The 26,753-nt window shown below is 60.2% G+C and carries 28 protein-coding genes and 1 pseudogene; 8 read left to right on the plus strand and 21 right to left on the minus strand.

The features are described 5' to 3' along the window. Positions 1-76: 76 nt before the first annotated feature. The 3 genes from M9827_RS00390 (at position 77) to M9827_RS00400 (ending at position 2,663) form a co-directional block, all read left to right on the plus strand. Entirely contained in the window at positions 77-874 is a 798-nt protein-coding gene (locus tag M9827_RS00390; RefSeq protein WP_250602817.1) for a transporter substrate-binding domain-containing protein, read from the plus strand. Positions 875-976: 102 nt separating this feature from the next. Beyond that, positions 977-1,936: an amino acid ABC transporter permease gene (locus tag M9827_RS00395; protein WP_250602818.1), complete on the plus strand. Its 960-nt coding sequence runs from the start codon at positions 977-979 to the stop codon at positions 1,934-1,936. After that, positions 1,929-2,663 (plus strand): amino acid ABC transporter ATP-binding protein, encoded by a 735-nt coding sequence (locus M9827_RS00400; RefSeq protein WP_250602819.1) that lies wholly within the window; start codon positions 1,929-1,931, stop codon positions 2,661-2,663. The genes M9827_RS00395 and M9827_RS00400 overlap by 8 nt, the downstream gene beginning before the upstream one ends. A gap of 155 nt (positions 2,664-2,818) precedes the next feature. Here M9827_RS00400 and M9827_RS27900 read toward each other — a convergent pair whose 3' ends face one another. From M9827_RS27900 to ubiE, 11 genes and pseudogenes are all read right to left on the minus strand, one after another. Beyond that, a complete protein-coding gene (locus tag M9827_RS27900; protein WP_371748299.1) occupies positions 2,819-3,691 on the minus strand; it encodes a methyl-accepting chemotaxis protein in 873 nt (290 codons plus the stop codon). Beyond that, positions 3,674-4,735 (minus strand): annotated as a pseudogene (locus M9827_RS27905) (methyl-accepting chemotaxis protein); the annotation flags it as partial. The pseudogene M9827_RS27905 and the gene M9827_RS27900, both read right to left, overlap by 18 nt. 221 nt (positions 4,736-4,956) lie before the next feature. Further along, on the minus strand, positions 4,957-5,664 hold the full coding sequence (locus M9827_RS00410; protein WP_250602821.1) for a 16S rRNA (uracil(1498)-N(3))-methyltransferase: 708 nt from the start codon (positions 5,662-5,664) through the stop codon (positions 4,957-4,959). After that, on the minus strand, positions 5,661-6,452 hold the full coding sequence (gene tatC / locus M9827_RS00415; RefSeq protein WP_250602822.1) for a twin-arginine translocase subunit TatC: 792 nt from the start codon (positions 6,450-6,452) through the stop codon (positions 5,661-5,663). Before tatC ends, M9827_RS00410 begins: the two co-directional genes overlap by 4 nt. Next, positions 6,449-6,904 carry a Sec-independent protein translocase protein TatB gene (tatB, locus tag M9827_RS00420; RefSeq protein WP_250602823.1) on the minus strand — a complete coding sequence of 152 codons (456 nt, stop codon included), beginning with the start codon at positions 6,902-6,904 and terminating at the stop codon, positions 6,449-6,451. The genes tatC and tatB overlap by 4 nt, the downstream gene beginning before the upstream one ends. 10 nt (positions 6,905-6,914) lie before the next feature. After that, positions 6,915-7,196 carry a twin-arginine translocase TatA/TatE family subunit gene (locus tag M9827_RS00425; protein WP_003220847.1) on the minus strand — a complete coding sequence of 94 codons (282 nt, stop codon included), beginning with the start codon at positions 7,194-7,196 and terminating at the stop codon, positions 6,915-6,917. A 25-nt stretch (positions 7,197-7,221) separates the two neighbouring features. Beyond that, positions 7,222-7,554 (minus strand): phosphoribosyl-ATP diphosphatase, encoded by a 333-nt coding sequence (locus M9827_RS00430; protein ID WP_250602824.1) that lies wholly within the window; start codon positions 7,552-7,554, stop codon positions 7,222-7,224. Then, on the minus strand, positions 7,547-7,948 hold the full coding sequence (gene hisI / locus M9827_RS00435; protein ID WP_007909357.1) for a phosphoribosyl-AMP cyclohydrolase: 402 nt from the start codon (positions 7,946-7,948) through the stop codon (positions 7,547-7,549). Before hisI ends, M9827_RS00430 begins: the two co-directional genes overlap by 8 nt. 120 nt (positions 7,949-8,068) lie before the next feature. Beyond that, positions 8,069-9,673, minus strand: a complete 1,605-nt coding sequence (gene ubiB, locus M9827_RS00440) for a ubiquinone biosynthesis regulatory protein kinase UbiB (RefSeq protein ID WP_250602825.1) — start codon at positions 9,671-9,673, stop codon at positions 8,069-8,071. Continuing rightward, positions 9,670-10,293 (minus strand): ubiquinone biosynthesis accessory factor UbiJ, encoded by a 624-nt coding sequence (locus M9827_RS00445; protein ID WP_250602826.1) that lies wholly within the window; start codon positions 10,291-10,293, stop codon positions 9,670-9,672. Before M9827_RS00445 ends, ubiB begins: the two co-directional genes overlap by 4 nt. Continuing rightward, on the minus strand, positions 10,293-11,063 hold the full coding sequence (gene ubiE / locus M9827_RS00450; RefSeq protein ID WP_003220857.1) for a bifunctional demethylmenaquinone methyltransferase/2-methoxy-6-polyprenyl-1,4-benzoquinol methylase UbiE: 771 nt from the start codon (positions 11,061-11,063) through the stop codon (positions 10,293-10,295). The genes M9827_RS00445 and ubiE overlap by 1 nt, the downstream gene beginning before the upstream one ends. Positions 11,064-11,217: 154 nt before the next feature. On the opposite strand from ubiE, the gene M9827_RS00455 reads away from it, so the two are divergent. The 3 genes from M9827_RS00455 to M9827_RS00465 all read left to right on the plus strand — a co-directional run bounded on the left by M9827_RS00455 (position 11,218) and on the right by M9827_RS00465 (position 13,043). After that, positions 11,218-11,493, plus strand: a complete 276-nt coding sequence (locus M9827_RS00455; protein WP_025110282.1) for a polyhydroxyalkanoic acid system family protein — start codon at positions 11,218-11,220, stop codon at positions 11,491-11,493. Between the two features lie 205 nt (positions 11,494-11,698). Next, a complete protein-coding gene (locus M9827_RS00460) occupies positions 11,699-12,121 on the plus strand; it encodes a phasin family protein (RefSeq protein WP_250602827.1) in 423 nt (140 codons plus the stop codon). Between the two features lie 10 nt (positions 12,122-12,131). Further along, on the plus strand, positions 12,132-13,043 hold the full coding sequence (locus M9827_RS00465) for a phasin family protein (RefSeq protein ID WP_250602828.1): 912 nt from the start codon (positions 12,132-12,134) through the stop codon (positions 13,041-13,043). A 258-nt stretch (positions 13,044-13,301) separates the two neighbouring features. Here the strand turns inward: M9827_RS00465 and M9827_RS00470 are convergent, their stop codons facing one another. The 9 genes from M9827_RS00470 to argS form a co-directional block, all read right to left on the minus strand. Continuing rightward, complete coding sequence (locus tag M9827_RS00470; protein WP_095187463.1) at positions 13,302-13,922, minus strand: TetR/AcrR family transcriptional regulator; 621 nt, start codon at positions 13,920-13,922, stop codon at positions 13,302-13,304. A gap of 30 nt (positions 13,923-13,952) precedes the next feature. Beyond that, positions 13,953-15,635: a class II poly(R)-hydroxyalkanoic acid synthase gene (gene phaC, locus M9827_RS00475; RefSeq protein WP_250602829.1), complete on the minus strand. Its 1,683-nt coding sequence runs from the start codon at positions 15,633-15,635 to the stop codon at positions 13,953-13,955. A 135-nt stretch (positions 15,636-15,770) separates the two neighbouring features. After that, the gene (phaZ, locus tag M9827_RS00480; protein ID WP_034152967.1) at positions 15,771-16,625 is read right to left on the minus strand and encodes a poly(3-hydroxyalkanoate) depolymerase; all 855 of its coding nucleotides are present in this window, start codon (positions 16,623-16,625) and stop codon (positions 15,771-15,773) included. Between the two features lie 143 nt (positions 16,626-16,768). After that, positions 16,769-18,448: a class II poly(R)-hydroxyalkanoic acid synthase gene (phaC, locus tag M9827_RS00485; RefSeq protein ID WP_250602830.1), complete on the minus strand. Its 1,680-nt coding sequence runs from the start codon at positions 18,446-18,448 to the stop codon at positions 16,769-16,771. A 258-nt stretch (positions 18,449-18,706) separates the two neighbouring features. Continuing rightward, a complete protein-coding gene (locus M9827_RS00490; protein ID WP_250602831.1) occupies positions 18,707-19,084 on the minus strand; it encodes a gamma-butyrobetaine hydroxylase family protein in 378 nt (125 codons plus the stop codon). 126 nt (positions 19,085-19,210) lie between these two features. After that, complete coding sequence (hslU, locus tag M9827_RS00495) at positions 19,211-20,548, minus strand: ATP-dependent protease ATPase subunit HslU (protein WP_250602832.1); 1,338 nt, start codon at positions 20,546-20,548, stop codon at positions 19,211-19,213. Positions 20,549-20,602: 54 nt separating this feature from the next. After that, a complete protein-coding gene (gene hslV, locus M9827_RS00500) occupies positions 20,603-21,133 on the minus strand; it encodes an ATP-dependent protease subunit HslV (RefSeq protein WP_003186641.1) in 531 nt (176 codons plus the stop codon). A gap of 220 nt (positions 21,134-21,353) precedes the next feature. Further along, positions 21,354-22,070, minus strand: a complete 717-nt coding sequence (locus M9827_RS00505; protein WP_007909385.1) for an SPOR domain-containing protein — start codon at positions 22,068-22,070, stop codon at positions 21,354-21,356. A gap of 1 nt (position 22,071) precedes the next feature. Next, positions 22,072-23,808, minus strand: coding sequence for an arginine--tRNA ligase (gene argS / locus M9827_RS00510; RefSeq protein ID WP_250602833.1), 1,737 nt, complete (start codon positions 23,806-23,808; stop codon positions 22,072-22,074). On the opposite strand from argS, the gene M9827_RS27690 reads away from it, so the two are divergent. Further along, complete coding sequence (locus tag M9827_RS27690) at positions 23,807-23,929, plus strand: hypothetical protein (protein WP_256579857.1); 123 nt, start codon at positions 23,807-23,809, stop codon at positions 23,927-23,929. The genes argS and M9827_RS27690 overlap by 2 nt on opposite strands. 93 nt (positions 23,930-24,022) lie before the next feature. Here M9827_RS27690 and M9827_RS00515 read toward each other — a convergent pair whose 3' ends face one another. Then, positions 24,023-26,242, minus strand: a complete 2,220-nt coding sequence (locus M9827_RS00515) for a primosomal protein N' (protein ID WP_250602834.1) — start codon at positions 26,240-26,242, stop codon at positions 24,023-24,025. 289 nt (positions 26,243-26,531) lie between these two features. Here M9827_RS00515 and rpmE point away from each other — a divergent pair, with 289 nt between their 5' ends. Further along, positions 26,532-26,753 (plus strand): 50S ribosomal protein L31, encoded by a 222-nt coding sequence (gene rpmE, locus M9827_RS00520; protein ID WP_064585593.1) that lies wholly within the window; start codon positions 26,532-26,534, stop codon positions 26,751-26,753.

Genomic DNA, 26,753 nt, shown 5'->3' on the forward strand with positions numbered 1-26,753 from the left:
ATTGGCGCACCCGGGCTTTTTTGCCCGTCACTGTTGGTTTTCGCGCCGCAAATGCAATGGTTTTGGGGACTTGAAGATGAAGAAGTATCTGTCGATGCTGCTGGTCGGCGTCACGGCACTGGTTGCAGTCAATGCGGCGCAGGCTGGCGCAATCGATGACGCGGTCAAGCGCGGCACGTTGAAAGTCGGTATGGATCCGACCTACATGCCGTTCGAAATGACCAACAAGCGCGGCGAAATCATCGGCTTCGAAGTCGACCTCCTCAAAGCCATGACCAAGGCAATGGGCGTCAAGCTGGAACTGGTCTCTACCGGTTACGACGGCATCATCCCGGCGCTGATGACCGACAAGTTCGACATGATCGGCAGCGGCATGACCCTGACTCAGGAACGCAACCTGCGCCTGAACTTCAGCGAACCGTTCATCGTTGTCGGCCAGACTCTGCTGATCCGCAAAGAGCTGGAAGGCACCATCAAGTCGTATAAAGACCTGAACACCGCCGACTACCGCATCACTTCCAAGCTCGGCACCACTGGCGAGATGGTTGCCAAGAAGCTGATCTCCAAAGCCAAGTACCACGGCTACGACAACGAGCAGGAAGCCGTGCTCGATGTGGTCAACGGCAAGGCTGACGCGTTCATCTACGACGCGCCGTACAACGTTGTCGCGGTAAACAAGGTCGGTGCCGGCAAACTGGTGTTCCTCGACAAGCCGTTCACCTACGAGCCACTGGCCTTCGGTCTGAAGAAGGGTGATTACGACAGCCTCAACTTCATCAACAACTTCCTGCACCAGATCCACGAAGACGGCACCTACGATCGCATCCATGACAAGTGGTTCAAGAGCACCGAGTGGCTCAAGGACATGGAATAACGCGCATCCTGTGACGCTCCGCGTCACGATCAGGCAGGGACGCAGAGCGTCCCGAGCGGCATTCCCACGTAGAGCGTGGGAACGATCATCCGAGAACCTGCAATGAAACAGAAAAAAGCCCAATGGCCCTGGCACGTCCTCACTGTGCTGGTGCTGGTCGGCCTCGCGGGCGCGTTGTATTACGCGACGTCGCTGATGTCCTACGAATGGCGCTGGAATCGCGTACCGCAGTACTTCGCCTATCAGGCTGAAGAAACCCAGCGCGCTACGGATATTTCCACCGTCACCGAACTGGTGCGCAAGGGCAGCAGCGCGCAACTCACTCTGCGCAATGACGCCGGTGACGAACAGCACCTGACCGTCGACGCGAACAGCCTGCAGTTCGCTCAGGGCGATGATGTGGCTGAAGGCGACGTCGTGGGTGTGACCCGGCATTGGGCGGCAGGACCGCTGTTGTGGGGCCTGTGGACGACGCTTTGGCTGTCGGTGGTGTCTGGCGTACTCGGTCTGTTGATCGGTCTGGTTACCGGCCTGTGCCGTCTGTCGAACAACCCGACCCTGCGTGACCTTTCGACGATCTACGTTGAGCTGGTGCGCGGCACGCCGCTGCTGGTGCAGATCTTCATTTTCTACTTCTTCATCGGCACGGTGATGAACCTGTCCCGCGAGTTCGCCGGGATCGCCGCGTTGTCGCTGTTCACTGGCGCTTACGTGGCCGAGATCATCCGCTCCGGCGTGCAGTCGATTGCCCGTGGCCAGAACGAAGCGGCGCGCTCGCTCGGCTTGAGTGCCGGCCAGTCGATGCGCCACGTGGTGCTGCCGCAAGCGTTCAAACGTGTGCTGCCGCCGCTGGCCGGGCAGTTCATCAGCCTGGTCAAGGACACCTCACTGGTGTCGGTGATCGCCATCACCGAGCTGCTGAAAAGCGGCCGTGAAGTCATCACCACTTCGTTCTCGCCGTTCGAAATCCTGTTCTGCGTTGCCGGCCTGTACCTGTTGATCAACCTGCCGCTGTCGAAAATCGCCAGTCGGCTTGAGCGGAGGCTCGCACAAAGTGATTGAAGTCCGCGATCTGGTAAAAGTCTTCGACACCCGTGGGCAAGTCGTGCGCGCGGTGGATAACGTCAGCACCAAAGTCGCCAAGGGTGAAGTGCTGGTGGTGATCGGCCCGTCGGGTTCCGGCAAGTCGACCTTCCTGCGTTGCCTCAATGGCCTGGAAGAGTTCGATTCCGGCTCGGTGAGCATCGACGGCCTGCAACTGGCCGACCCGAAAACCGACGTCAACGCCTACCGCCGCGAAGTCGGCATGGTGTTCCAGCATTTCAACCTGTTTCCGCACATGACCGTGCTGGAAAACCTCTGTCTGGCGCAGAAAGTCGTGCGCAAGCGCGGCAAGAAAGAGCGCGAAGCCAAGGCGATGGAGTTGCTGCAAAAGGTCGGGATTGCGCAGAAGGCCAACGAGTTTCCGTCACGCCTGTCCGGCGGTCAGCAACAGCGCGTGGCGATTGCCCGGGCGCTGGCGATGGAACCAAAGGTGATGTTGTTTGATGAGCCGACCTCGGCGCTCGATCCGGAAATGGTCGGCGAAGTGCTGGACGTGATGAAGAACCTGGCGGTGGAAGGCATGACCATGGTTTGCGTCACCCACGAGATGGGCTTTGCCCGGGAAGTGGCGGATCGTGTGTTGTTCTTCGATCACGGCAAATTGCTGGAGGATGCCGCGCCGGCGGAGTTTTTTGATGCGCCGAAGGATCCGCGTGCGCAGGCCTTCTTGCGTCAGGTTCTGTAACTGCGGCGTTCTCTCGGCCGCCATCGCTGGCAAGCCAGCTCCCAAAGGGTTTGTAGTCGATCACAAAGTCTGTGTTCAACCCATTCACTGTGGGAGCTGGCTTGCCAGCGATAGCATCACCCCGGTTCAGAGCGAACCGAGGTGGATGAATCACCTCAAACCTTGAATCGACCGACCAGCATCTGCAAGTGAGTGCCCAAGCGCGCTAGCTCAACGCTGGAAGCCGCGGTCTCTTCACTCGCCGCCGACGTCTGATCCGACACATCCCGCACATTCAGCACGCTACGGTTGATCTCTTCCGCCACCGCGCTCTGCTGCTCGGCTGCCGCCGCGATCTGCTGGTTCATTGCCTGAATCGCCGACACAGTGCGGGTGATGCTTTCCAGCGAACCACCCGCGCGACGGGTCAGCTCAACGCTGCTGTCGGTCAGGGTGCGGCTGTTGTCCATGATCGTCGCCACTTGCTGGGTGCCATTCTGCAGGCCGACGATCAGCTCTTCGATTTCTTCGGTGGATTTCTGCGTGCGCTGGGCGAGGCTGCGCACTTCATCGGCGACCACGGCAAAGCCACGTCCGGCCTCACCGGCACGCGCCGCTTCGATGGCGGCGTTGAGGGCCAGCAAGTTGGTTTGCTGGGCCACGGATTTGATCACGTCGAGGACGCTGCCGATCTTGTCGCTTTCACGCTTCAGTTCGCCCATGGCTTCGGTGGAGTGGCCGACTTCAGCGGCCAGGCGCTCGATCTGCGCGATCGCTTCGCCCACCACTTTGTCGCCTTCGCGGGCCTGCTGGTCGGCGGCGACGGCGGCTTCGGAAGCTTCTTCAGCGTTGCGCGCGACTTCCTGCACGGTGGCGGCCATTTCGTTCATGGCCGTGGCGACCTGGTCGGTCTCGATTTTCTGATTGTTGACCCCGGCGCTGGTCTGCTCGGTCACCGCCGAGAGTTCTTCGGCAGCGCTGGCGATCTGCGTGACGCCATCGCTGATCCCGCCCACCAGTTCACGCAGGCCTTGGGTCATGCTCTGCATCGAGCGTTGCAGTTGGCCGAGTTCGTCACGACGCAGGGACACCAGGTTGTGGGTCAGGTCGCCAGCGGCCACGCGCTCGGCGACTTTCAGGGTCTGGTTCAGCGGGATGATGATCTGGCGAGTGATTGCCCACGCGGCCAGCAAGCCGAAGGCTACGGCCAGTGCGGTGGCGATCAGCAGCAGGTTTTTGGCACGTGCGGCGTCTGTGTCCCGAACCACAGTCTGCGATTCAGTCAGTTTCTTGCTGACGGCGATCAAAATGTCGCCCTGAGCAGACATTTTGACCAGTGCTGCAGCGTTTTTTACTTGAGAATCACGGAATTGAGCCACGGCCGCACGGTAAGCCTTGAGCGAGTCGGTGGCTTGCTGCAGGTTGGCGATATGCTGATCTGGGACGCGGGACGGCAGGCTTTCGAGGTTTTTCAGAGCATTGTCGATCGCGGTCAGGGCTGGTTGCTCGGCATCGGCCTTGCCGCTGTAGGTGTAGCCGCGCACCTGATAACGCGCTTGCTGCAGCAGTTTGCTCAGTTCGATCACTGCGTTGTATTGCGCAACGCTGTCGCCTTGCAGCAGTGCATTTTCGACTTCGCTGACCTTGGCCACGGCATTGTCCGCGTTTGCCCCCAGCTTGCTGCGCGCATCTTCACGCTGCACGGTGGCCTGGGTCATTTCCCCAAACGCGCGCTTGTACTCGGCTACGGCCGCCAGTTGCTGGTCGACCATCGCCGCATCGGTGGGCTGTTCGATCATGCCGCGTGCCGACTGCAGGCCGCTGTCGAGTGTGCTCAGCAATTCATTGACCGCGCCCGGTCCCTGCTCGCCGCGACGCATGTCGTAATCCATGCGCGCCAGGCGCAGGTCCTTGGTCAGCTCGTTGAGGCTGGAGATAAAGCCGAGTTTGTCACCGCGGCTGATAATGCCGCTCATGCCGGTCCAGCCGGTGAAGGTGATCAACAGTGTCAGCAACAGCACCAGGCCGAAACCGATGCCCAGCTTGCGTTTGACGCTGACGTTTCCAAGACTCTCGGCTAACCAACGGTACATGCGACCACTCCCTTCGGACCACTAATTGGACTTATGGAGAAGGTATCGGCCGAGTGATGGCAATCTGTAACGCCATTTATCCGGGACGCCGCCATTCTGTAGTAGCTGTCGAGTGAAACGAGGCTGCGATCTTTTGATCTTGTTTTTTTGAAGCAAAATCAAAAGATCGTCCGATCGCGGCCCGAGCCTTCGGCAGCTCCTGCACGGGAGCGGAGTTGAACTTAGAAGAGACGGGCGAGGAGGGCGGTGACGGCGGTTTCTACGCGCAGGATGCGTTCGCCGAGTTGCACCGGTTGCAGGCCGGACTTGGCCAGCAAATCGATTTCGTAAGGAATCCAGCCACCTTCGGGACCGATGGCCAGCGTTACCGGTTCGCTCAAGGCGCGCGGGCACGGCGGATAGTTGCCGGGGTGGCCGACCAGGCCGAGGGTGCCATCGGTGATCGCTGGCAGTCGGTCTTCAACGAAAGGCTTGAAGCGCTTTTCGATGATGATTTGCGGCAGCACAGTATCGCGGGCCTGTTCGAGGCCGAGGATCAGGTTTTCGCGAATCGCGTCAGGTTCAAGAAACGGCGTCTGCCAGAAACTCTTCTCGACCCGGTAGCTGTTGACCAGAATCACCTTCGACACGCCCATGGTCGCCACGGTCTGAAACACCCGACGGAGCATCTTCGGGCGTGGCAGCGCGAGTACCAGCGTCAGCGGCAGCTTAACCGGTGGCGGCTGATCGAGGCTGACGCGCAACTCGGCTTCACCCGCTTCGAGGCGCAGCAGTTCAGCCGTGCCCATCAGCCCATTGATCCGCCCCACGCGCAGGCTGTCACCGACTTCCGAGCGGTGGACTTCCTGCATGTGCGTCAGGCGTCGATCACGCAGCACGACGCGGTCGGCCGCGATGAAGTCGGCCTCTTCGAGCAACAGCAGGTTCATGCCTGGGTCGCTGGCGGCTGGTCGTTGTGGTCGTCGGCCGCGTTCTCGTCCGGGCGTTCGCGCTTGCTGATCAAGCCACCGAACAGAATGCCGATTTCAAACAGCATCCACATCGGTACGGCCAGCAAGGTCTGCGAGAAGATGTCCGGCGGGGTGAGGATCATGCCAACCACAAAGCAGCCGATGATCACGTATGGGCGGATCTTCTTCAGGTATTGGACGTCGACCACGCCGATCCATACCAGCAGCACCACGGCGACCGGGATCTCGAACGCCACGCCGAAGGCAAAGAACAGCGTCATGACGAAATCGAGGTAACTGGCGATATCGGTCATCATTTCCACGCCGGCCGGAGTGGCCGCAGCGAAGAACTTGAAGATCAGCGGGAACACGAAGTAATAGGCGAACGCCATGCCGGTGTAGAACAGCAGGATGCTGGACACCAGCAGTGGCACCGCGATGCGTTTCTCATGTTTGTACAGACCCGGTGCGATAAAGCCCCAGATCTGATGCAGGATCACCGGGATCGCGAGGAACAGCGAAACCATCATCGTCAGCTTCAGTGGCGTCAGGAATGGTGACGACACGTCGGTGGCGATCATCGTCGCGCCGACCGGCAGGTACTGGCGCAGCGGCGTCGAGACGAAGGTATAGATCTGCTGGGTAAAGGCGAACAGCCCGGCGAAGATGATGAAGATCGCCGCCACGCAACGCAGCAGGCGGGTGCGCAACTCGGTGAGGTGCGAAACCAGCGGCATGTGCTGGTCGTTTTCGGGGAGATCGCTCATGGGGCTCGCGGCGGCAAAGTGGTGTCGTGAGGCGCAGTTGTGATCGGCGCGGCGGTCGTAGCTACGTGTTCAGCCGGAGTTTCTGCAGGCGCGGGCACTGGTTCTGCCGGCGCTACAGCGGCAGCAGGTGCAGGCGTCGTAGCAGGCGCGGTCGGCGCATGAATCGTCTGCTGACCCACATGCTCAACCGGCGTCGGCTCTTGCTGAACCGGATTGAAAATCTTCCGCGCCTCCTGCTCCAGCGACAGAATGTGCTCGTTGTGCAGTTGCCGACGAATCTCGTCGGCACCGATTTCACGTTCAACTTCCTGTTTGATCGCGTTGAAGCTGCGCTTCAGCCGTCCGACCCACAGGCCGGCGGTGCGTGCAGCGCCCGGCAGACGCTCGGGGCCCAGCACCAGCAGGGCAACGAGGCCGACGAGCAGCAGTTCAGAGAAGCTGATACCAAACATTAGTCAGTGCTCACACGTCTTTGCGGATCGGCTCTTCGACTTTCTGCGCCTGCACGTCGATGGTGTGCGGCGGGTTGGCCTGAGCGGTGGCTTGCGGCTGTACCGGTGGTACTGGCTGCGCAGGCGTCACGGTAGGGTCAGCGGCCGGTTTTTCGTCATCGTTCATGGCTTTACGGAAGCCCTTGATCGACTCGCCAACGTCGGTGCCGAGGTTTTTCAGTTTCTTGGTGCCGAACACCAGCACCACGACTACCAGAATGACGATCCAGTGTTTCCAGTCAAAAATGCCCATGTTGCTGTTCCTCTCTAAAAGTTGTTCAGGCGGACGGACGCGAGGCTTTCTCGACGTGTCCGGACAGGCCGAAGCGACGATCCAGTTCATCCAGCACAGCCTGCGGATGCTGCCCCAATTGGGCGAGCATGACCATGCTGTGGAACCACAGGTCGGCGGTCTCGTAGATCACGTCGCTGCAGTCGCCGCTGATGGCGGCGTCCTTGGCGGCAATAATGGTTTCGACCGACTCTTCGCCGACTTTCTCCAGAATCTTGTTCAAACCCTTGTGATACAGACTGGCCACATAGGAGCTGTCGGCGGCTGCGCCTTTGCGCTCTTCGAGCACTTCGGCCAGGCGGGTCAGGGTTTCACTCATGTTTGTGTCCTGCGGAATAGATGGCGTGCGGGTCTTTCAGGACCGGGTCGACTGTCTTCCAGTCGCCGTTTTCGAAGACACGATAAAAGCAGCTTTGACGGCCGGTATGGCAAGCGATGTCGCCGATCTGTTCAACCATCAGGATGATCACGTCGGCATCACAGTCCAGACGCATTTCATGCAAGGTCTGCACATGGCCGGACTCTTCGCCCTTGCGCCACAGCTTGCCACGGGAACGTGACCAGTAGATTGCACGGTTTTCCGCAGCGGTCAGTTCGAGCGCTTCGCGGTTCATCCAGGCCATCATCAGCACGCGTCCGGTCTTGTGATCCTGGGCAATCGCCGGCACTAAGCCATCAGCGTCCCACTTGATCTCATCCAGCCAGTTTTTCATCTTCAATTCCCGAAACGCAGCTACAAGCTTTGAGCTTCAAGCTGCAAGTAAAAGCAGATTGCGGTGTTCCAGTATCGTCAGGCTTGCAGCTCGCAGCTTATAACTTGCAGCTGATTCGTGCTATCGGCGAACGACCAGATACAAGCCGACTGCCACCATGATTCCGGCCGGCCAATGCCCCAATTCGTGCAATGGGCCACCGCTGGCGAGGATCGCCCCGCCGGCCAGATGCGTGCAACCGAGCAGGCGCAGGAACCAGTCGTCCTTGCGCTTGTGCCACGGTGGTGGCGGGTCGTTGGCGTGGGGCTGGGACATGCGTTCGAGCAGATCGCGGGCCATGTTGGCCAAGTGCGGCAACTGTTCAAATTGGCTCTGCACGTTGCCCAGCAGGGCTTTCGGGCTGACGCGCTCGCGCATCCAGCGCTCCAGGAACGGCTGCGCGGTGTTCCACAGATCCAGATCCGGATACAACTGACGGCCGAGGCCTTCGATGTTAAGCAGGGTCTTTTGCAGCAGCACCAGTTGCGGCTGCACTTCCATGTTGAAGCGCCGCGCGGTCTGGAACAGGCGCATCAGCACCTGGCCAAATGAAATATCTTTTAACGGTTTTTCGAAGATCGGTTCACACACGGTGCGGATCGCCGCTTCGAATTCGTTGAGTTTGGTTTCCGCCGGCACCCAGCCCGAATCGATGTGCAGTTGCGCCACACGACGGTAATCACGCTTGAAGAACGCGAACAGGTTGCGTGCCAGATAATCCTGGTCTTCCGGGGTCAGGCTGCCGACGATGCCGCAGTCGATCGCAATGTATTGCGGGCTCCACGGATTGACGGTGCTGACGAAGATGTTGCCCGGGTGCATGTCGGCGTGGAAGAAGCTGTCGCGGAACACCTGGGTGAAGAAAATTTCCACACCACGCTCGGCGAGCATTTTCATGTCGGTGCGCTGATCGGCGAGGGTCGCCAGATCGGTGACCTGAATGCCGTAGATGCGCTCCATCACCAGCACTTTCGGCCGGCACCAGTCCCAATAGACTTGCGGCACGTACAGCAGCGGCGAACCTTCGAAGTTGCGCTTCAACTGGCTGGCGTTGGCCGCCTCGCGCAGCAGATCGAGTTCGTCATAGATGGTTTTTTCGTAGTCCTGGACCACGTCGACCGGGTGCAGCAGACGCGCGTCGGCCGAGAGTTTTTCAGCGGCGCGGGCGAGGATGAACAGCCACGCCAGATCCTGCGCGATGATCGGCTTCAGGCCCGGGCGGATGACCTTGACCACCACTTCTTCGCCGGTTTTCAGCTGCGCGGCGTGCACCTGCGCCACCGAGGCGGAGGCCAGCGGCTCAACGTCGAAACGGCTGAACACATCGCTGATCTTCTTGCCCAGCTGTTCTTCGATCAGCTTGATCGACAGCTGCGAATCGAACGGCGGCACGCGATCCTGCAACAGCATCAGCTCATCGGCGATGTCTTCCGGCAGCAGGTCACGGCGGGTCGAGAGAATCTGCCCGAACTTGATGAAAATCGGCCCGAGATCCTGCAACGCCAAGCGCAAGCGTGCACCCCGGTTCAGCTCCAGCGGCTTGCGCGGGAACCAGCGCCACGGCAGCACGTAGCGCAGCGCCAGGAGAAACCAGGGCAGCGGCAGATCGAACAGCAGGTCATCGAGGCGGTAGCGGATCACGACGCGCTGGATGCGCAACAGACGGCGGACGGCAAGCAGCTTCATGCGTTATCGCTTGGGTCGAGGGATCGGGAAAGGCGCTCGAAACGCGCCTCGAGACGTTCCAGATCAAGTTTGATCCGGTCCAGTTCGCTGAACCGCGCTTCGGCTTCGCGTTGCCCGACGAGGGTGCGCGATTCTTCGGCGAGGTATTCGGCGAGGTTCTGGTTGAGGCTGGCAAATCCTTGTTGATACCAGCGTGCGCGGCTGCGCAGATGGCCACCGACCAATTGCGTGGCGACAGGTCCCAGCCAGCGCGAGAGTTCGTACTCCCAGTCCAGCTCGAGATCTTGCAGGACACCGGCCAGCTCCAGCAGCACGCCGCTGTCGCCATCGAGCTCGACTTCCGGGGCGTGCAACACCGCGGTCTTGTCTTTGCTCACGGCCAGTTTGATCAGGCTTGCGGCCGGCGCACGCAGAGTGCAATCGACGCCGGTTTCCCAATGGGACGCCAGCATCAGACCTTCGTCACTCGGCAGGATGAACAGTTGCAGCGCCGGGCTGCGGCAGTCGACGGCAATCACCTTGCCGGTCAGATGCGCCAGCCGCGGCAGCGCCGTGCTGTCGAGACGCAGCACCCGGTTGAGGCCGAGTTCAACGCTGGCGAGCAGCCCGGTGAGCAACATCAGGGCTTGATGCCGCGGTGCAGGGCGACGATGCCTGCGGTCATGTTGTGATAGGTCACGCGGTCAAAACCAGCGTCGACCATCATCGACTTCAGGGTTTCCTGATTCGGGTGCATGCGGATCGACTCGGCCAGGTAGCGATAGCTTTCCGAGTCATTGGTGATCAGCTTGCCCATCAGCGGCATGAAGGCGAACGAATAGGCGTCGTAGGCTTTCGACATCAGCGCGTTGGTCGGTTTGGAGAATTCCAGCACCAGCAGACGACCGCCGGGCTTGAGCACGCGCAGCATCGAGCGCAGGGCGTCTTCTTTATGCGTCACGTTGCGCAGGCCGAAGGCGATGGTTACGCAGTCGAAGTGGTTGTCCGGGAACGGCAGTTTTTCCGCGTCCGCCTGGACGAACTCGACGTTGCCCGACACACCCAGATCGAGCAGGCGGTCACGACCGACCTTGAGCATCGATTCGTTGATGTCGGCCAGCACCACCTGGCCGGTCGGGCCAACCAGATGCGAGAACTTTTTGGTCAGGTCACCGGTACCGCCGGCGATGTCCAGCACGCGGTTACCGCTGCGCACACCGGACAGTTCGATCGCGAAACGCTTCCACAGACGGTGCATGCCGCCCGACAGAAGGTCGTTCATCAGGTCGTACTTGGCGGCTACCGAGTGGAAAACTTCAGCGACTTTTTCCGCTTTCTGGCTTTCCGGAACGTTTTTGAAGCCGAAGTGAGTGGTGGGTTCGGCATCGCTGCCTTTGCGCTGATCAGTCATATCGCTGTCACCAAAAGAGAATGCGCGACATTCTAATCCCCAAGCCATGCTTTGTCTTGGAATGGCTAAAGGTAAGATGGGCAACCTTCGGGACGATTTGCCGCAGCAGCGGTCAAGATTTACCGAGACCTATTCATAAAGCAGGAGTCATTCAATGGCCAAAATCAGTGTTGAGCGTGCCCACAACCTGGGTAAGGAAGCCGCCCGCGAAAAGGCCGACAAGCTGGCGCAGAAACTCTCCGATCAATACGGCCTGGAGCCGCAGTGGTCCGGCGACACGCTGAACCTCAAGCGCTCGGGTGTGAAAGGCGCGGTGCATGTGGCGGACGATTCGATCAAGGTCGATGTGGAGCTGGGCATCATGATGTCGGCCATGAGCGGCATGATCAAAGCCGAAATCGAAAAAGCCCTCGACAAAGCCCTGGTTTGAACATCAAAAGATCGCAGCCTTCGGCAGCTCCTACAGACGTACACATTCCCCTGTAGGAGCTGCCGAAGGCTGCGATCTTTTCATTCAGGCACCACCGATTCATGTCAGTTGTTAGGGTGCCGTTTCTAATTTTTCTGCCTACTTTGTGCCAGAGCCCGACACTTTCGCGGGCAGTTCCTCAAACCTTCTGCGCGTGAGGTGCACCATGGCCAAAGTTATTTTGAAGAAAAAAATCGACGCATCGACTTCTGCTCTGGGCGACGTCAAATCCTATGCCCGCAAGATCTGGCTGGCAGGCCTGGGTGCCTACGCCAAGGTCGGCCAAGAGGGCAGCGACTACTTTCAAGAGTTGATCAAGGCTGGTCAAACTGTTGAAAAGAAAGGCAAAAAAGTCGTCACCGAAAAACTCGAAGCGGCCAACGCCGAGATCGATGAAGCCAAGGGCGAAGTCAGCTCGTTCAAAGGTCGTGTCGAAGTTCAGCTCGACAAGGTCGAGAAGGCATTCGACTCCCGCGTAGCAAGCGCCTTGAATCGTATCGGCATTCCGTCTAAACATGACGTTGAGACACTCTCTGCTAAGCTCGATGAGCTGACGGCATTGCTCGAACGCGTCGCGCGTAAATCTTAAGGAGAACGGGATGGCTGGTAAAAAGAACACCGATAAAGAAGGCAGCTCGTGGATCGGGAAAGTCGAAGACTACTCCCGCAAAATCTGGCTGGCTGGTTTAGGCGTGTACTCGAAGATCGACACTGACGGCAGCAAACTCTTCGAGGCACTGGTCAAAGACGGCGAGAAAGCCGAGAAGCTCACCAAGTCTGCAGTCGGCAAGAAAGTCGATGCGGCCAAGGACTCCGCTTCTTCGGCCAAGTCGCGTATCAGCGGCGTGAAAGATCGCGCACTGGGCAAGTGGGACGAGCTGGAAGGGGCTTTCGACAAGCGCCTGAACAGCGCGATTTCGCGCTTGGGTGTACCGAGCCGCAATGAGGTCAAAGCACTGCATAGCAAGGTGGAAACCTTGACCAAGCAGATCGAAAAACTCACCGGTCTGAAAACCCAACCGGTGGCGGCGAAAACCGCTGCGGCAAAACCGGTAGCGAAAACGGCTGCGGCCAAGTCTGCTGCCAAGCCTCTGGCCAAAGCGGCGGCTAAACCTGCTGCAAAAGCTGCGGCCAAACCAGCAGCGAAAACCGCTGCCGCCAAGCCAGCAGCCAAAGCCGCCGCCAAACCGGTTGCCGCTAAAGCCGCTGCGAAACCGGCAGCAAAACCTGCGGCCAAAGCTGCAGCTAAACCAGCCGCCAAACCTGCAGCCAAAACCGCTGCCGCCAAACCGGCTGCCAAGCCTGCAGCCAAACCCGCTGCGGCGAAAAAACCGGCAGTGAAAAAACCGGCCGCGCCGAAAGCCGCTGCGCCGAAACCGGCCGCACCTGCTGCAGCCAAACCGGCCACCCCGGCAGCTCCGGTGAGTGCGTCCAACTCCGCCGCAGCACCGACTCCGGCGACCACCCCGACTGCTGCATCGACCCCGTCGACGCCAACCAGTCAGTCCTGATTCTTCAGGGCAAAACAAAACGCCCGGCCTGTGAAGGTCGGGCGTTTTTGTTTGTGCCGTTTTTAAAGCTTGCCCTCACCCCAGCCCTCTCCCGGAGGGAGAGGGGGCCGACCGCAATGTCTTGCGTCATACATCGACCTGAAAAACCGAGTCGATTATGGATTCAATAGAGAGATTTCAGGTCGGCGTAGCTCATCAGCATCCCCGGATCAGTCCCCTCTCCCTCCGGGAGAGGGCTAGGGTGAGGGGGCTTTTGATTCAGTCGTGGTCTTCAAGGTATTGCAATGCCATCCGCTCAGTCGCCACTTTCACCGGCGGCAACAGATGCGGCGCCACCAGCATCATGATCTGGTACACGACCAATCTGACCTCACCCTCTCGATCCAGAATCCGCTGATAATCCAGCGAAAACAGCAACGTCATGGTGATCTGCTCAACCAGTTGCCCCAATGCCTGCGTATCACTGACCAGTTGCCCCGAAGCCTTCAAGCGCGCCAGTAACGACGCCAGCGTGCGCTTCAGCGCATTGAGCAGATGACGAATGCCCTTGGCCAGTTTCGGCAAGCGTCCGGCGAGGTTCGACAGGTCCTGAAACAGAAACCGGTACTGCGCCAGCCGCTCGACGATCAAATGCAAAAACAGCCAGTAGTCCTCCGGCGCCAGTTCCACATCCGAGGGCGGATCGAGCAGTGGCGCGAGTTCATTCTGGAAACGTTCGAATAACCCGAGAATCAGCGGCTCTTTGCCATGGAAGTGGTAGTAGAGGTTGCCCGGGCTGATCCCCATTTCATTGGCCACCTCCATGGTGGAGACATTCGGCTCGCCCTTTTCGTTGAACAGTTGCAAAGCACATTCGAGAATCCGGTCGCGGGTTTTCATCCAGTCTTCTTAGAAAAGTTCGGTTAAGCGTCAGCGCACACGCACGTAAGTACCGGGCGCTGCCTCCATCGGTGGATAGTTCGGGTTGCCGAGGGTGAACGTGGTTTCGTGTTGCGCCCCGGAGCGTTGCTGAATCCACTCCAGCCACTGCGGCCACCAACTGCCGTCGACGTGCTTGCCGTCGTAGTACCAGGCCCGCGGGTCGCTGCTCATCTTGCCGTTGTCGATGTACGCGGCTTTCGGATTGCTCGGCGGGTTGAGGATGCTCTGCACGTGGCCGCTGTTGGACAGCACGAAACGCCGTTCGCCGCCGAGCAGCAGGGTCGAGCGATACACCGCATCCCACGGGGTGATGTGGTCGTTCATGCCGGCGACGCTGAAGCTGTCGACGGTAACTTTCTGCAGGTCGATCGGCGTACCGCACACTTCCAGGCCACCCGGATGGGTCAGCGGGTTGTGCTTGAAGAAGTCCAGCAGGTCGCCGTGAAATGCCGCCGGCAGCCGGGTGTTGTCGTTGTTCCAGTAGAGGATGTCGAAGGCTGGCGGCTCTTTGCCCAGCAGGTAATTGTTGACGAAGTAGCTCCAGATCAAATCGTTGGGGCGCATCCAGGCGAAGACCTTGGCCATGTCGCGACCATCGAGCACGCCTTTCTGGTACGAGCGGCGCTTGGCGGCTTCCAGGGTCTGTTCGTCGGCGAAGAGAGTTGCCGGGGTTTCGATCTGGCTGTCGAGCAGGCTGACCAGGTAGGTCGCACTGGAGACGCGGCGCAGTTGCCGTTTGGCCTGCAAATGCCCTTGCAGGGCGGCGATGGTCAGGCCGCCGGCGCAGGCACCCATCAGGTTGACCTCGCGGGCGCCGGTGATCGCCCGACAGATGTTCATCGCCTCTTCCACCGCCTCGACATACGTCGACAGGCCCCATTCGCGATGGCGCACATCCGGGTTGCGCCAACTGATCATGAAGGTCTGCAGGCCGTTTTTCAGTGCGTACTGGACGAAGCTGTTGTGTGGGCTGAGGTCGAAAATGTAGTACTTGTTGATTTGCGGCGGCACCACCAGCAGTGGTTTGGCGTACTGCTTTTCGCTCATCGGTCTGTACTGGATCAGCTCCAGCATCTCGTTGCGAAACACCACCGAGCCGGTGGTGGTGGCGACGGTCTTGCCGACCTCGAAAGCCTGCTTGGTCACTTGGCGCGGCAGGCCATCGTTGTGCAGCAAGTCATCGAACAAATGGCTGAGACCACGCACCAGACTGTGCCCGCCGGAGTTGAACAGCTCCTTGACCGCCAGCGGGTTGAGCAAGGTGTTCGACGGTGCCACGGCATCATTGAGCAGGGTGAAAGCGAAGTGCGCGCGGGCGCGATCGTCATCACTCATGCTGCTTTCGTCGATCCAGCTTTTGACCTGTTTTTGCCAGGCCAGATAGGCCTGCAGGCTGCGTCGGTAGAACGGGTTGAGGCTCCACGCCGGATCAGCGAAACGGCTGTCGTTCGGATTGGTCGGGTGCAGGGTTTCGCCAAGCAGCACGCGACCCAATTGGCCGCCGAGTTTCAACGCGTGCTTCGCACTGTGGATCGGGTTGCGCAGGCCATGGGCTGCCACACTGCGCAAGGTCGAAATCAAATCCCGGCCACGCAGGCCAGTGATCGCACTTTGTGCATTGATGAACACGGCGGGGCTGGGCACCACGCCCGTCGCTGGTTTGTCGCGCATGACTCAACACTCCTTCGTCTTCAGGCCAAAAACAAACTCACCGAACCAGAACACCATAGACGCTGTTGCGGGTTGCTGCCTGCGCGGCGTCCTGCCGCGCACTCCATAACGCTTGCATAAAGCCTGCCGCAGCGGTTAACCGCCCAGCGGTGTCGGATGCGGGTGCATCACTGCACGCTGACGTTCCTCCTGGAGAAATTTCATGATGATCGGCGCCACCGCTTCGGCACGGGTAATCAGGAACAGATGACCGTCGTCGATGATGTGCAGTTGGGCGTTGGGAATGCGCCAGGCGAGCATGCGCATGTTGATCAGCGGGATCAGCGGATCGTCATCGCCGGCCAGCACCAGCGTTGGCTGATGGATCTTGTGCAGCCAGTGAATGCTGGTCCAGCCGAGGCCTGCGAACAGTTGCCAGTAGTAACCGAGCTTGCCCGCCGAACGCACTTTCGCGGCGTGGCTGGCCGCCAGCGTCGGGTCACGACGGAACGAGCCGCCGTAGATCAGTGGGGCGATGCGGATCACATGGGAAGGCTGAATGTAGCGCCGCGGACTGGCCATCATCCACAGCACTTTCGGCTTGCCCGGCACCATCACCGCACCGGCCGCGGTCGCCGCCAGCACCAGTTTCTTGCAGCGCTCGGGGTAGTCGTAAGCGAACTGTTGCGCCAAGGCGCCGCCCCACGACACGCCGATGACGTTGACCTGACCGTAGTCGAGGTAATCGAGCATCCTCGACGTCAGCTTGGCCAGCCCGGGAAAGCGATACGGCCGGTTCGGCGTCGACGAGCCGCCGACACCGGGCACGTCGAAGGCGATCACTTCCAGGTCCGGATCCAGTGCCGCGACAAACGGAAACACCAGCTCCAGGTTGGCGCCGATGCCGTTGAAAATCAGCAAGGGCGTCAAGTGAGGCTTGCCGGGGCGTACCGCCGTGCGGAGGGTCTGGCCATCCAGATCGACGGTACGGAATATGAACGGTTGCGGCATGCTTCAGGCCCTGTGGATTTCAAGTACACCCGATTCCCTGTGTAGGAGCTGCCGAAGGCTGCGATCTTTTGATCTTGATTTTAAAAACAGAATCAAAAGATCGCAGCCTGCGGCAGCTCCTGCATTGGGCAGGGTGGTGTCAGTTACCGCTCGTGAACGTAAGTGCCCGGCGAGGCTTCACCCGCCGGATACGCTTTGTTGCCCAGTTTCAGCGGGGCCTTTTTCAGGTTGCCCGAGCGCTCGGCCTGCCACGCCTGCCAGTACAGCCACCAGGAGTCGGTGTGCTTGGTCGAGTTCTCTTGCCAGTCATCGGCATTGGCGGCCATTTCTTCGCCGGTCATGTAGCGCGATTTCGGGTTGCCCGGCGGGTTCAGAATGCTCTGGATATGCCCGCTGCTCGACAACACGAACTCGACCTTGCCACCAAACAACTGTGCCGACTTGTAGCAGGACTTCCACGGGGTGATGTGGTCGTTGGTGCCGGCCAGCGAGAAGATGTCGGCCGTGACCTGCTTGAGGTCGATCGGCGTACCGCACACTTCCAGTGCATTGGGGCGAATCAGTGGGTTGTTTTTGAACATCTCGATCAGGTCGCCGTGGAACGCGGCCGGCAAGCGGGTGGTGTCGTTGTTCCAGAACAGGATGTCGAACACCGGCGGCTCGTTGCCCAACAGGTAATTGTTGACCCAGTAGTTCCAGATCAGATCATTCGGGCGCATCCAGGCGAAGACCTTGGCCATGTCTTTGCCTTCCAGTACACCGGCCTGGTACGAGTGGCGCTTGGCGGTCTCCAGGGTCTGCTCGTCGACGAACAGGGCGACATCGCTGTCCAGCGTCGTGTCGAGCACGCTGACCAGCAGCGTGAGGGCATTGACCTTCTTCTCGCCGATCGCCGCGTAGTGGCCGAGCAGGGCGGTGCAGGTGATGCCGCCGGAGCAGGCGCCGAGCATGTTCACGTCTTTGCTGCCGGTGATCGCGGTGACCACGTCGACGGCTTCTTTCAATGCATCGATGTAGGTCGACAGGCCCCACTCGCGCTGGGCCTTGGTCGGGTTGCGCCAGCTGACGATGAACGTCTGCACGTTATTGCGCAGGCAGAAGCGCGCCAGACTCTTGTCCGGGCTCAAATCGAATACGTAGAACTTGTTGATCTGCGGCGGCACCACCAACAGTGGGCGCTCGTGGACTTGCTCGGTGATCGGCTTGTACTGGATCAGCTCCAGCACGTCGTTGCGAAACACCACCGCGCCTTCGGTGACACCGAGGCTTTTGCCGACTTCGAACGCGCCCATGTTGACCTGGCTCGGCATGCCGCCGTTATGGACCAGATCCTTGGCCAGGTGCGAGAGGCCATCGAGCAGGCTCTTGCCGCCGGTTTCGAAGAAGCGTTTCACCGCCGCCGGGTTGGCGGCGGTGTTGGTCGGGGCCATCGCTTCGGTCATCAGGTTGATCACGAAGTGGCCGCGGGCGATGTCTTTGGGTGACAGGCTGCTGTCATCAATCCAGGCATGGAGTTCCTTGCGCCACGCCAGGTAAGTTTGCAGATAACGTTTGTAGAGCGGGTTCTGGCTCCACGCAGGATCGGCGAAGCGACGGTCATCGCCAGCCGGTTGCAATTCGGATTTACCAAACAACACGTTCTTCAGTTCGAGGCCGAAATGGGTGACGTGCCTGACGCTATGGATCGGTTGTTTGATGGCCTGTTTCAGCACCATACGAGCAGAGGCCAGCAGATCCTTTCCGCGTAGCCCAACGACGGGATTAAGCCCCAGGGTGTTTTCCGAGGCTTGGTACTTCAAGTCATCGTTATTCTTGTTACTCATCTACGACGCTCCATTGTCCTGAGACGAGTACCCGGTTTTCTGCTGTGCAGTTCCACAGCCAATGCCAGGTACTACTGCTCGGGTGACCGTTAATTCTGCATAGCTGCTTTACAGTCGTAGAGCACTGCAGGGAACTTGCCAGCTCCATTGGTTACCCGAGTTTAATTTTTTTCGCAAGCAGGCCGATCCTCGGCCACACAGCAGAGCATTCAAACAGATGAATTTAGAAAATGCCCTCTAAAGAGCAAGAGTCTCGGGCTAGAGCATCAGCTTGACGATCGACTCGTCCGGATCGCGGGTTTTTCCGGCAGCTTTGAGCTCGGCCAGATAATCGGCCCAGAGTGCGTCATGACGTCGCCCCAGCTCATAGAGATAATCCCAAGTGAACAAGCCACTGTCGTGGCCATCGTCGAAGGTCAGTTTCAGTGCGTAATGACCGGCCGGTTCCAGTTTGCTCAGACCGACATTGAGCTTGCCGAATTGCAGGATCGGTTTGCCGTGGCCCTGGACCTCGGCGGAGGGGGAATGCACGCGCAGGAATTCGGCGGGCAGGGTGTATTCCTCGCCGGACTCGTAGGTGAGCGTCAGGGTTTTCGAGGCTTTGTGCAGTTTGATGTCGGTAGGAATAGTAGTCATTGCAGGTCATCCGACTAGAGGAACACCCTGTAGGAGCTGCCGAAGGCTGCGATCTGTTGATCTTGCTTTTTAACAAACTCAAGTCAAAAGATCGCAGCCTGCGGCAGCTCCTACAGGGACGGTGACCTACAGGATATAACGGGACAGGTCTTCGTTCTGCGCCAATTCGCCGAGGTGGCTGTTGACGTATTCGGCGTCGATCAGGATCGGCTTCTCATCGTGGGTGCTGGCCAGATCACCGGCGCTGAACGACACCTCCTCCAGCAGACGCTCAAGCAGCGTATGCAGGCGACGGGCACCGATGTTCTCGGTCTTCTCGTTGACCTGCCAGGCGATCTCCGCCAGACGCTTGATGCCTTCCGGCTGGAACTGGATGTTCAGGCCTTCGGTTTTCAGCAGCGCGCAATATTGCTCGGTGAGCGAAGCGTGCGGCTCGCTGAGGATGCGTTCGAAATCCGACGGGCTCAGCGCCTTGAGTTCGACACGGATCGGCAGACGGCCTTGCAGCTCCGGCACCAGATCGCTCGGCTTGCTCAGGTGGAACGCGCCGGAGGCGATGAACAGGATGTGGTCAGTCTTGACCATGCCCAGTTTGGTGTTGACGGTGCAGCCTTCGATCAGCGGCAGCAGGTCGCGCTGCACGCCTTCACGGGACACATCGGCACCGCCGACATTACCGCGCTTGGCAACTTTGTCGATCTCGTCGATGAACACGATGCCGTGCTGTTCAACCGCTTCCAGCGCCTTGGCTTTCAGCTCTTCTTCGTTGACCAGACGCCCGGCTTCTTCGTCGCGCACCAGTTTCAGCGCTTCTTTGACCTTGAGCTTGCGCGACTTCTTCTTGCCCTTGCCCATATTGGCAAACAGCGACTGCAGCTGGTTGGTCATCTCTTCCATGCCCGGCGGCGTGGCGATTTCGATGCCGGCCATTTCGGCCACTTCGATCTCGATTTCCTTGTCGTCCAGCTGACCTTCGCGCAGGCGCTTGCGGAACAGCTGGCGGGTGTTGGAATCGGAGCTTGGCGCTTCTTCATTGCTGAAGCCCATGCGCGCCGGCGGCAGCAGTGCGTCGAGGATACGATCCTCGGCAGCGTCTTCAGCGCGATGGCGAACGCGGGTCATTTCCTGCTCGCGGAGCATCTTGATCGCGGCGTCAGCCAGATCACGGATGATCGATTCGACGTCACGACCGACGTAGCCGACTTCGGTGAACTTGGTCGCTTCGACTTTGATGAACGGGGCGTTGGCCAGTTTCGCCAGGCGACGGGCGATCTCGGTTTTACCGACACCGGTCGGGCCGATCATCAGGATGTTTTTCGGGGTCACTTCAACGCGCAGCTCTTCAGGCAGCTGCATGCGGCGCCAGCGGTTGCGCAGGGCAATCGCGACGGCGCGCTTGGCATCGTCCTGGCCGATGATATGGCGGTTGAGTTCGTGGACGATTTCGCGGGGAGTCATGGACATAGTAATTGACGGTCCTCAAGCAGAAACAAGCCGTGGCACAGGGCCGCGTCAGGCTTATTCAGCGAGATCCTGCTCCTCAATGGTCTGAGTGTGGTTGGTGAATACACAGATGTCGCCGGCGATACCGAGGGCGGTTTCGACGATTTCACGGGCCGACAGGTCGGTCTTTTTCAGCAGCGCGCTGGCCGCGGCTTGCGCATAGGCGCCGCCGGAACCCATGGCGATCAGGCCGTCTTCGGGTTCGACCACGTCACCGTTACCGGTGATGATCAGCGAAGCGTCCTTGTTGGCAACCGCGAGCATGGCTTCGAGGCGGCTCAGGGAGCGGTCGGTGCGCCATTCTTTGGCGAGTTCGACAGCGGCGCGGACCAGGTGGCCCTGATGTTTCTCAAGCTGGCCTTCGAAGCGTTCGAAGAGGGTAAAGGCGTCGGCGGTGGCACCGGCAAAACCGGCGATGACCTGGCCGTGGTACAGGCGACGGACTTTTTTCGCGTTGCCTTTCATCACGGTATTGCCGAGAGAAACCTGGCCGTCGCCGCCCATGACGACTTTGCCGTGACGGCGGACTGAAACGATGGTGGTCAAGGGAAGAGTCTCCACACAGCGGGGCGAAAGTGCCTTATGCCCATTCATATGGGGGTGTTGGAGAGGATTTCAACCGGGGAGGGTGCGGAGGGACGAACGGCGACCCCCTGTAGGAGCTGCCGAAGGCTGCGATCTTTTGATCTTGATCTGAAACAAAATCAAAAGATCGCAGCCTTCGGCAGCTCCTACAGGGGATTTGTGGCGCCCGTGTGGGAGGGAATCAGCGGCTCTGGCGTTGTTGTAACAACAGGTTGCTGAAGCCGGCACCGGCCAGTTGTTTCTGCGCGGTGGTCAGTTGTTCACGGTTGCTGAACGGGCCGACCAAAACGCGATACCAGGTTTCATCCTTCACTGTGCCGGACTCAACCGCTACGGCCTGACCGAGCAGAATAATCTGCGCGCGGACCTTGTCGGCATCGGTTTCCTTGCGGAACGAACCGGCCTGCAAGAAGAACTTGGTCACTGGCGCCGCTTTGCTCACCGGTGGCGCTGGCGGCGGGGTAATCCCGGCCAGGGCTGCCTGAGCGCGCGCGGTGTCGATCTTCGCCGCTTCCGCCGGGGTCACCGGCGTCGTCGGGATGGCCGGCACTTGTGGCGTCGGCAAAGTCTTCTCCGGCACCGCGTCCGGCGGCACGATCACTTCAGATTCCGGCAGCAGGGTGTAGAAATCGTACTTCGGCTTCACTGGTTGCGTCGGGCTCGGCGGGGTCTTGTTGGCCTCGGCGATCTTCGACGCTTTTTGCTGTTGTGCCTGTTCGACTTTCTCGCGCTTGACCGTGTCGCTGCCCTTGCCCGGTTCCAGCTTCATCAGGAACACGATGAACGCGCCGACCGTCAGGCCGATGGCCATCCACAGCCAACCCGGAATCGGTTGCTTCGCAGGAGCTTGGTAACGGCTGGCGCCACGCTTGGGTGCAGGTTTTTTCTTGGCAGCCAACTTACATACGCTCCAGAGTTTCCAGACCCAACAGCTCCAGGCCTTGCTTGAGGGTGCGACCGGTCAGCGCGGCCAGACGCAGACGGCTCTGCATCTGGGCCGGGGTCTCGGCGGCGAGGATCGGGCAGTTCTCGTAGAAACTGGAGAACAGACCGGCAACGTCGTACAGATAAGTGCAGAGAATGTGCGGCGTGCCTTTGTCGGACACGTTGTTCAGCACTTCGCCGAACTGCGCCAGTTTCGCCGCCAGCTCTTGCTCGTGCGCGGCTTCGAGGACGATCTGCCCATCGACTTCGCTGAAGTCCTTGCCCAGTTTGCGGAACACGCCGGCCACACGGGTGTAGGCGTACAGCAGGTACGGTGCGGTGTTGCCTTCGAAGTTCAGCATCAGGTCGAAGTTGAAGCTGTAGTCGCTGGTGCGGTGCTTCGACAGGTCGGCGTATTTCACCGCGCCGATACCGACGACCTTGGCGATGTTGCGCAATTCGTCTTCGGCCAGTTCCGGGTTTTTTTCTTTCACCAGGTTATAGGCACGTTCCTGCGCTTCGGTCAGCAGGTCGATCAGCTTCACGGTGCCGCCGTCACGGGTTTTGAACGGACGGCCATCGGCGCCGTTCATGGTGCCGAAGCCCATGTGCTCCATTTCCATCGGATGGGTCACGAAACCGGCCTTGCGCGCTACAGCGAACACTTGCTGGAAGTGCAGGGCCTGACGCTGATCGACGAAGTACAGCGCGCGATCGGCTTTCAGTTTGCCGCTGCGGTAGCGTACGGCGGCGAGGTCAGTGGTGGCATAGAGGTAGCCGCCGTCAGCCTTGACGATGATCACCGGCAGCGGGTCGCCGTCGGCGTTCTTGAACTCGTCGAGGAACACGCACTGGGCGCCGTTGCTCTCGACCAGCATACCAGCCGCTTTCAAGTCGTTTACGACGTTGATCAGGTCGTCGTTGTAGGCGCTTTCGCCCATCACGTCGGCCATGGTCAGTTTGACGTTGAGCAGTTCGTAGATTTTCTGGCAGTGCGACAGCGAGATGTCCTTGAACCGGGTCCACAGCGCCAGGCACTCGGCATCGCCGGCCTGCAGCTTGACCACCAGACCACGGGCGCGGTCGGCGAATTCTGCGGATTCGTCGAAACGCTGTTTGGCGGCGCGGTAGAAGTTTTCCAGGTCGGACAGCTCGTCGCTGGTGATCGGGTTTTCCTGCAGATACGCCATCAACATGCCGAACTGGGTGCCCCAGTCGCCAACGTGGTTCTGGCGGATCACTTCGTCGCCGAGGAATTCCAGCACGCGCGCCACACCGTCGCCGATGATGGTCGAGCGCAAGTGGCCGACGTGCATCTCTTTGGCCAGGTTCGGCGCCGACAGATCGACCACGGTGCGCTGCGCCGGGCCGGCCTTGCGCACGCCAACGTGAGCATCGGCCAGTGCGGCATCGAGGCGGTTGGCCAGAGCCTGGGTGTTCTGGAAGAAATTGATGAAGCCCGGGCCAGCGATTTCGGCCTTGGTGACGTTCTCGTCAGCCGGCAGCGCGGTGATGATTTTTTCCGCGAGATCGCGCGGCTTCATGCCCGCAGGCTTGGCCAGCATCATCGCGATGTTGCTGGCGAAGTCGCCGTGGGTCTTGTCACGGGCGTTCTCCACCTGAATCGCCGGCGACAGGCCTTCAGGCAACACACCTTCGTTGACGAGTTGGGTGAGGGCTTGTTGGATCAGCTGGCGAATGGTGTCTTTCATGGTCTTCTCTTTCGACCGCAAGCGCGGCGGGCGCATCGATGCGCGGGTGGAAAAACTGGGCATTATCCGTTGCGAAGACGGGCTTGCCAACCTTAGCAGGCAGCTTATGGATATGTGGTGACATTCAGGTCAAAAGATCGCCGCCTTCGGCAGCTCCTACACGGGGATACGCATTTTGCTGTAGGAGCTGCCGCAGGCTGCGATCTTTTGATCTTCAATACAAATCGACGGGATCGACATCCAGCGACCAGCGCACCGCGCGCCCGCTCGGCATCTGCTCCAGCGCCAGCAACCAACTGGCCAGCAACCGATGCAGCGGCGCCCGTGCTGTCGCCTGCAACAACAACTGCGCGCGATAACGTCCGGCACGGCGTTCCATCGGCGCCGGCACTGGCCCGAGCAGTTCGATGCCGGTCAAATTTTGTTCAGCCAGCAAGCGCTCAGCCTCGCTGCACGCCTCATCGAGAAAACCTTCCGCCTGCCCCGGCTTGTGCGCTTCGGCGCGCAACAACGCCAGATGCGCAAACGGCGGCAGGCCGGCGGCGCGACGCTCGCTCAGAGCCTGTTCGGCGAAGGCGAAATAACCCTGTTCGGTAAGTTGCACCAATAAAGGATGGTCGGCGAGGTGGGTCTGAATGATCACCTTGCCCGGCTCTTCCGCCCGCCCGGCACGGCCGGCGACTTGTACGATCAATTGCGCCATCCGTTCGCTGGCGCGGAAGTCGCCGGAGAACAGGCCACCGTCAGCATCCAGAATCGATACCAGCGTCACCCGTGGAAAATGGTGCCCCTTGGCCAACATCTGCGTGCCGACCAGAATGCACGGCTGGCCCTTCTGAATCGTCGCGAACAGCTGATTCATCGCGTCCTTGCGCGACGTGCTGTCACGGTCGACGCGCAGTACCGGGTAATCGGGAAACAGAATTGCCAGACGTTCCTCGGCACGCTCGGTGCCGGCGCCGACCGGGCGCAGATCGACCTTGTTGCACTTCGGGCACTGGCGCGGCGTGCGTTCGACGTAGCCACAGTGGTGGCAGCGCAGTTCGCCGTAGCGTTGGTGCACGGTCATCCGCGCGTCGCAGCGCGAGCATTCGGACATCCAGCCGCAATCGTGGCAGAGCAGTGTCGGCGCAAATCCGCGACGGTTGAGGAACACCAGCACCTGTTGGCCGTTGGCGAGCGTCTGGCCGATGGCCTGCTGCATCGGTCCGGAAATCCCACTGTCCAGTGGACGGCTTTTCACATCCAGGCGCAGGAAACGTGGTTGCTTGGCACCGCCGGCACGTTCATTCAGGCGTAGGAGGCCGTAACGGCCGGTGTAGGCGTTGTGCAGACTTTCCAGCGATGGTGTGGCGGAGCCGAGCACGATCGGGATGTTTTCCTGCCGCGCACGCACCAGCGCCAGATCACGGGCGTGGTAGCGCAAACCTTCCTGCTGTTTATAAGAGCCGTCGTGCTCTTCGTCGATGATGATCAGCCCGGGGTTTTTCATCGGCGTGAACAGCGCCGAACGGGTGCCGATAATAATGTCGGCCTCGCCATCGCGGGCGGCGAGCCAGGCGTCGAGGCGCTCGCGATCATTGACCGCCGAGTGCAGCAGGGCGATGCGCGCGTTGAAGCGCTGCTCGAAGCGCGCCAGGGTCTGCGGGCCGAGGTTGATCTCCGGGATCAGCACCAGCGCCTGTTTGCCGGCTTCGAGGGTTTCGCGAATCAGCTGTAGATAGACTTCGGTCTTGCCGCTGCCGGTAACCCCAGCCAGGAGAAACGCGTGATAACTGTCGAATCCGGCGCGAATCGCTTCATACGCGGCGCGCTGCTCGGTGTTCAGCGGCAATTCCGGTTGCGCCAGCCAGTGCTCATGGCGCACGCCAGGTGCATGGCGGCGGATTTCCACTTGCACCAGGTTTTTCGCCAGCAGCAGATCAAGGCTGTCCTTGCTCAGCATCAGTTTGCTCAGCAACTGATGGGCGACGCCATGTGGATGCTGGGCCAGTGTCGCCAAGGCTTCGCGCTGGCGCGGGGCGCGGGCGATGCGCGGATCATCAAGGCTGGCGCCGGGCACGATCGACCAGAAACGTTCCTGCCGCGCCTCGGCCAGCTCGCCTTGGCGCAGCAGCACCGGCAGTGCCCAGCTCAGGGTGTCGCCGAGGCTGTGCTGATAATACTGCGAAGTCCACAGGCACAACTTGAACAGCGCCGGTGGCAACGGCGGCGTGGCATCAAGCAGGGCCAGCGCCGGTTTGAGTTTTTCCACCGGCACTTCGCTGGTGTCGGTGACCTCGACCAGAATCCCGATCATCTCGCGTCGGCCGAACGGCACCCGCAGGCGCATGCCTGGCTGCAATTGCTCACGCAGCACACCGGCCGGCGCCCGATAATCGAACAGGCGGCGCAAGGGCGAAGGCAGGGCGAGGCGCAGAATGGCGTCGGGCACGCGGGGGGATCTCGATCAACAGACGATTAAAAGGACTGTGTACATAACCTGTGGGAGCTAGCCTGCTCGCGAAAGCGGTGTGTCAGGCGACGAAAATACTGGCTGATAGATCGTCTTCGCGAGCAGGCTCGCTCCCACAGGGACAGCGCAATGGGCCGGGAGCCTAGCAGACGGTCGGTCTCGGTGACAGCTTGCGTGATTGAAAAGGTCTGGTAGAATCCGCGGCCTAATTACGTGCGGTATTCAACAATAGTGTTGGGTGGCGGCACGCTAGCCTGAGGAATACACCATGAAAGCCGATATCCACCCGAATTACCCAGAAATCGCTGTTACCTGCTCGTGCGGTAACAAGTTCGAAACTCGTTCGACCTTCGGCAAAGCCCTGGCGATCGACGTTTGCAACGAATGCCACCCGTTCTACACCGGTAAGCAGAAGACTCTGGACACCGGCGGCCGCGTGCAGAAGTTCGCAGACCGTTTCGCTACTTTCGGCGTTGGCAAAAAAGCCTGA

It is taken from the genome of Pseudomonas sp. AKS31, from assembly GCF_023634765.1.
GTDB lineage: Bacteria > Pseudomonadota > Gammaproteobacteria > Pseudomonadales > Pseudomonadaceae > Aquipseudomonas.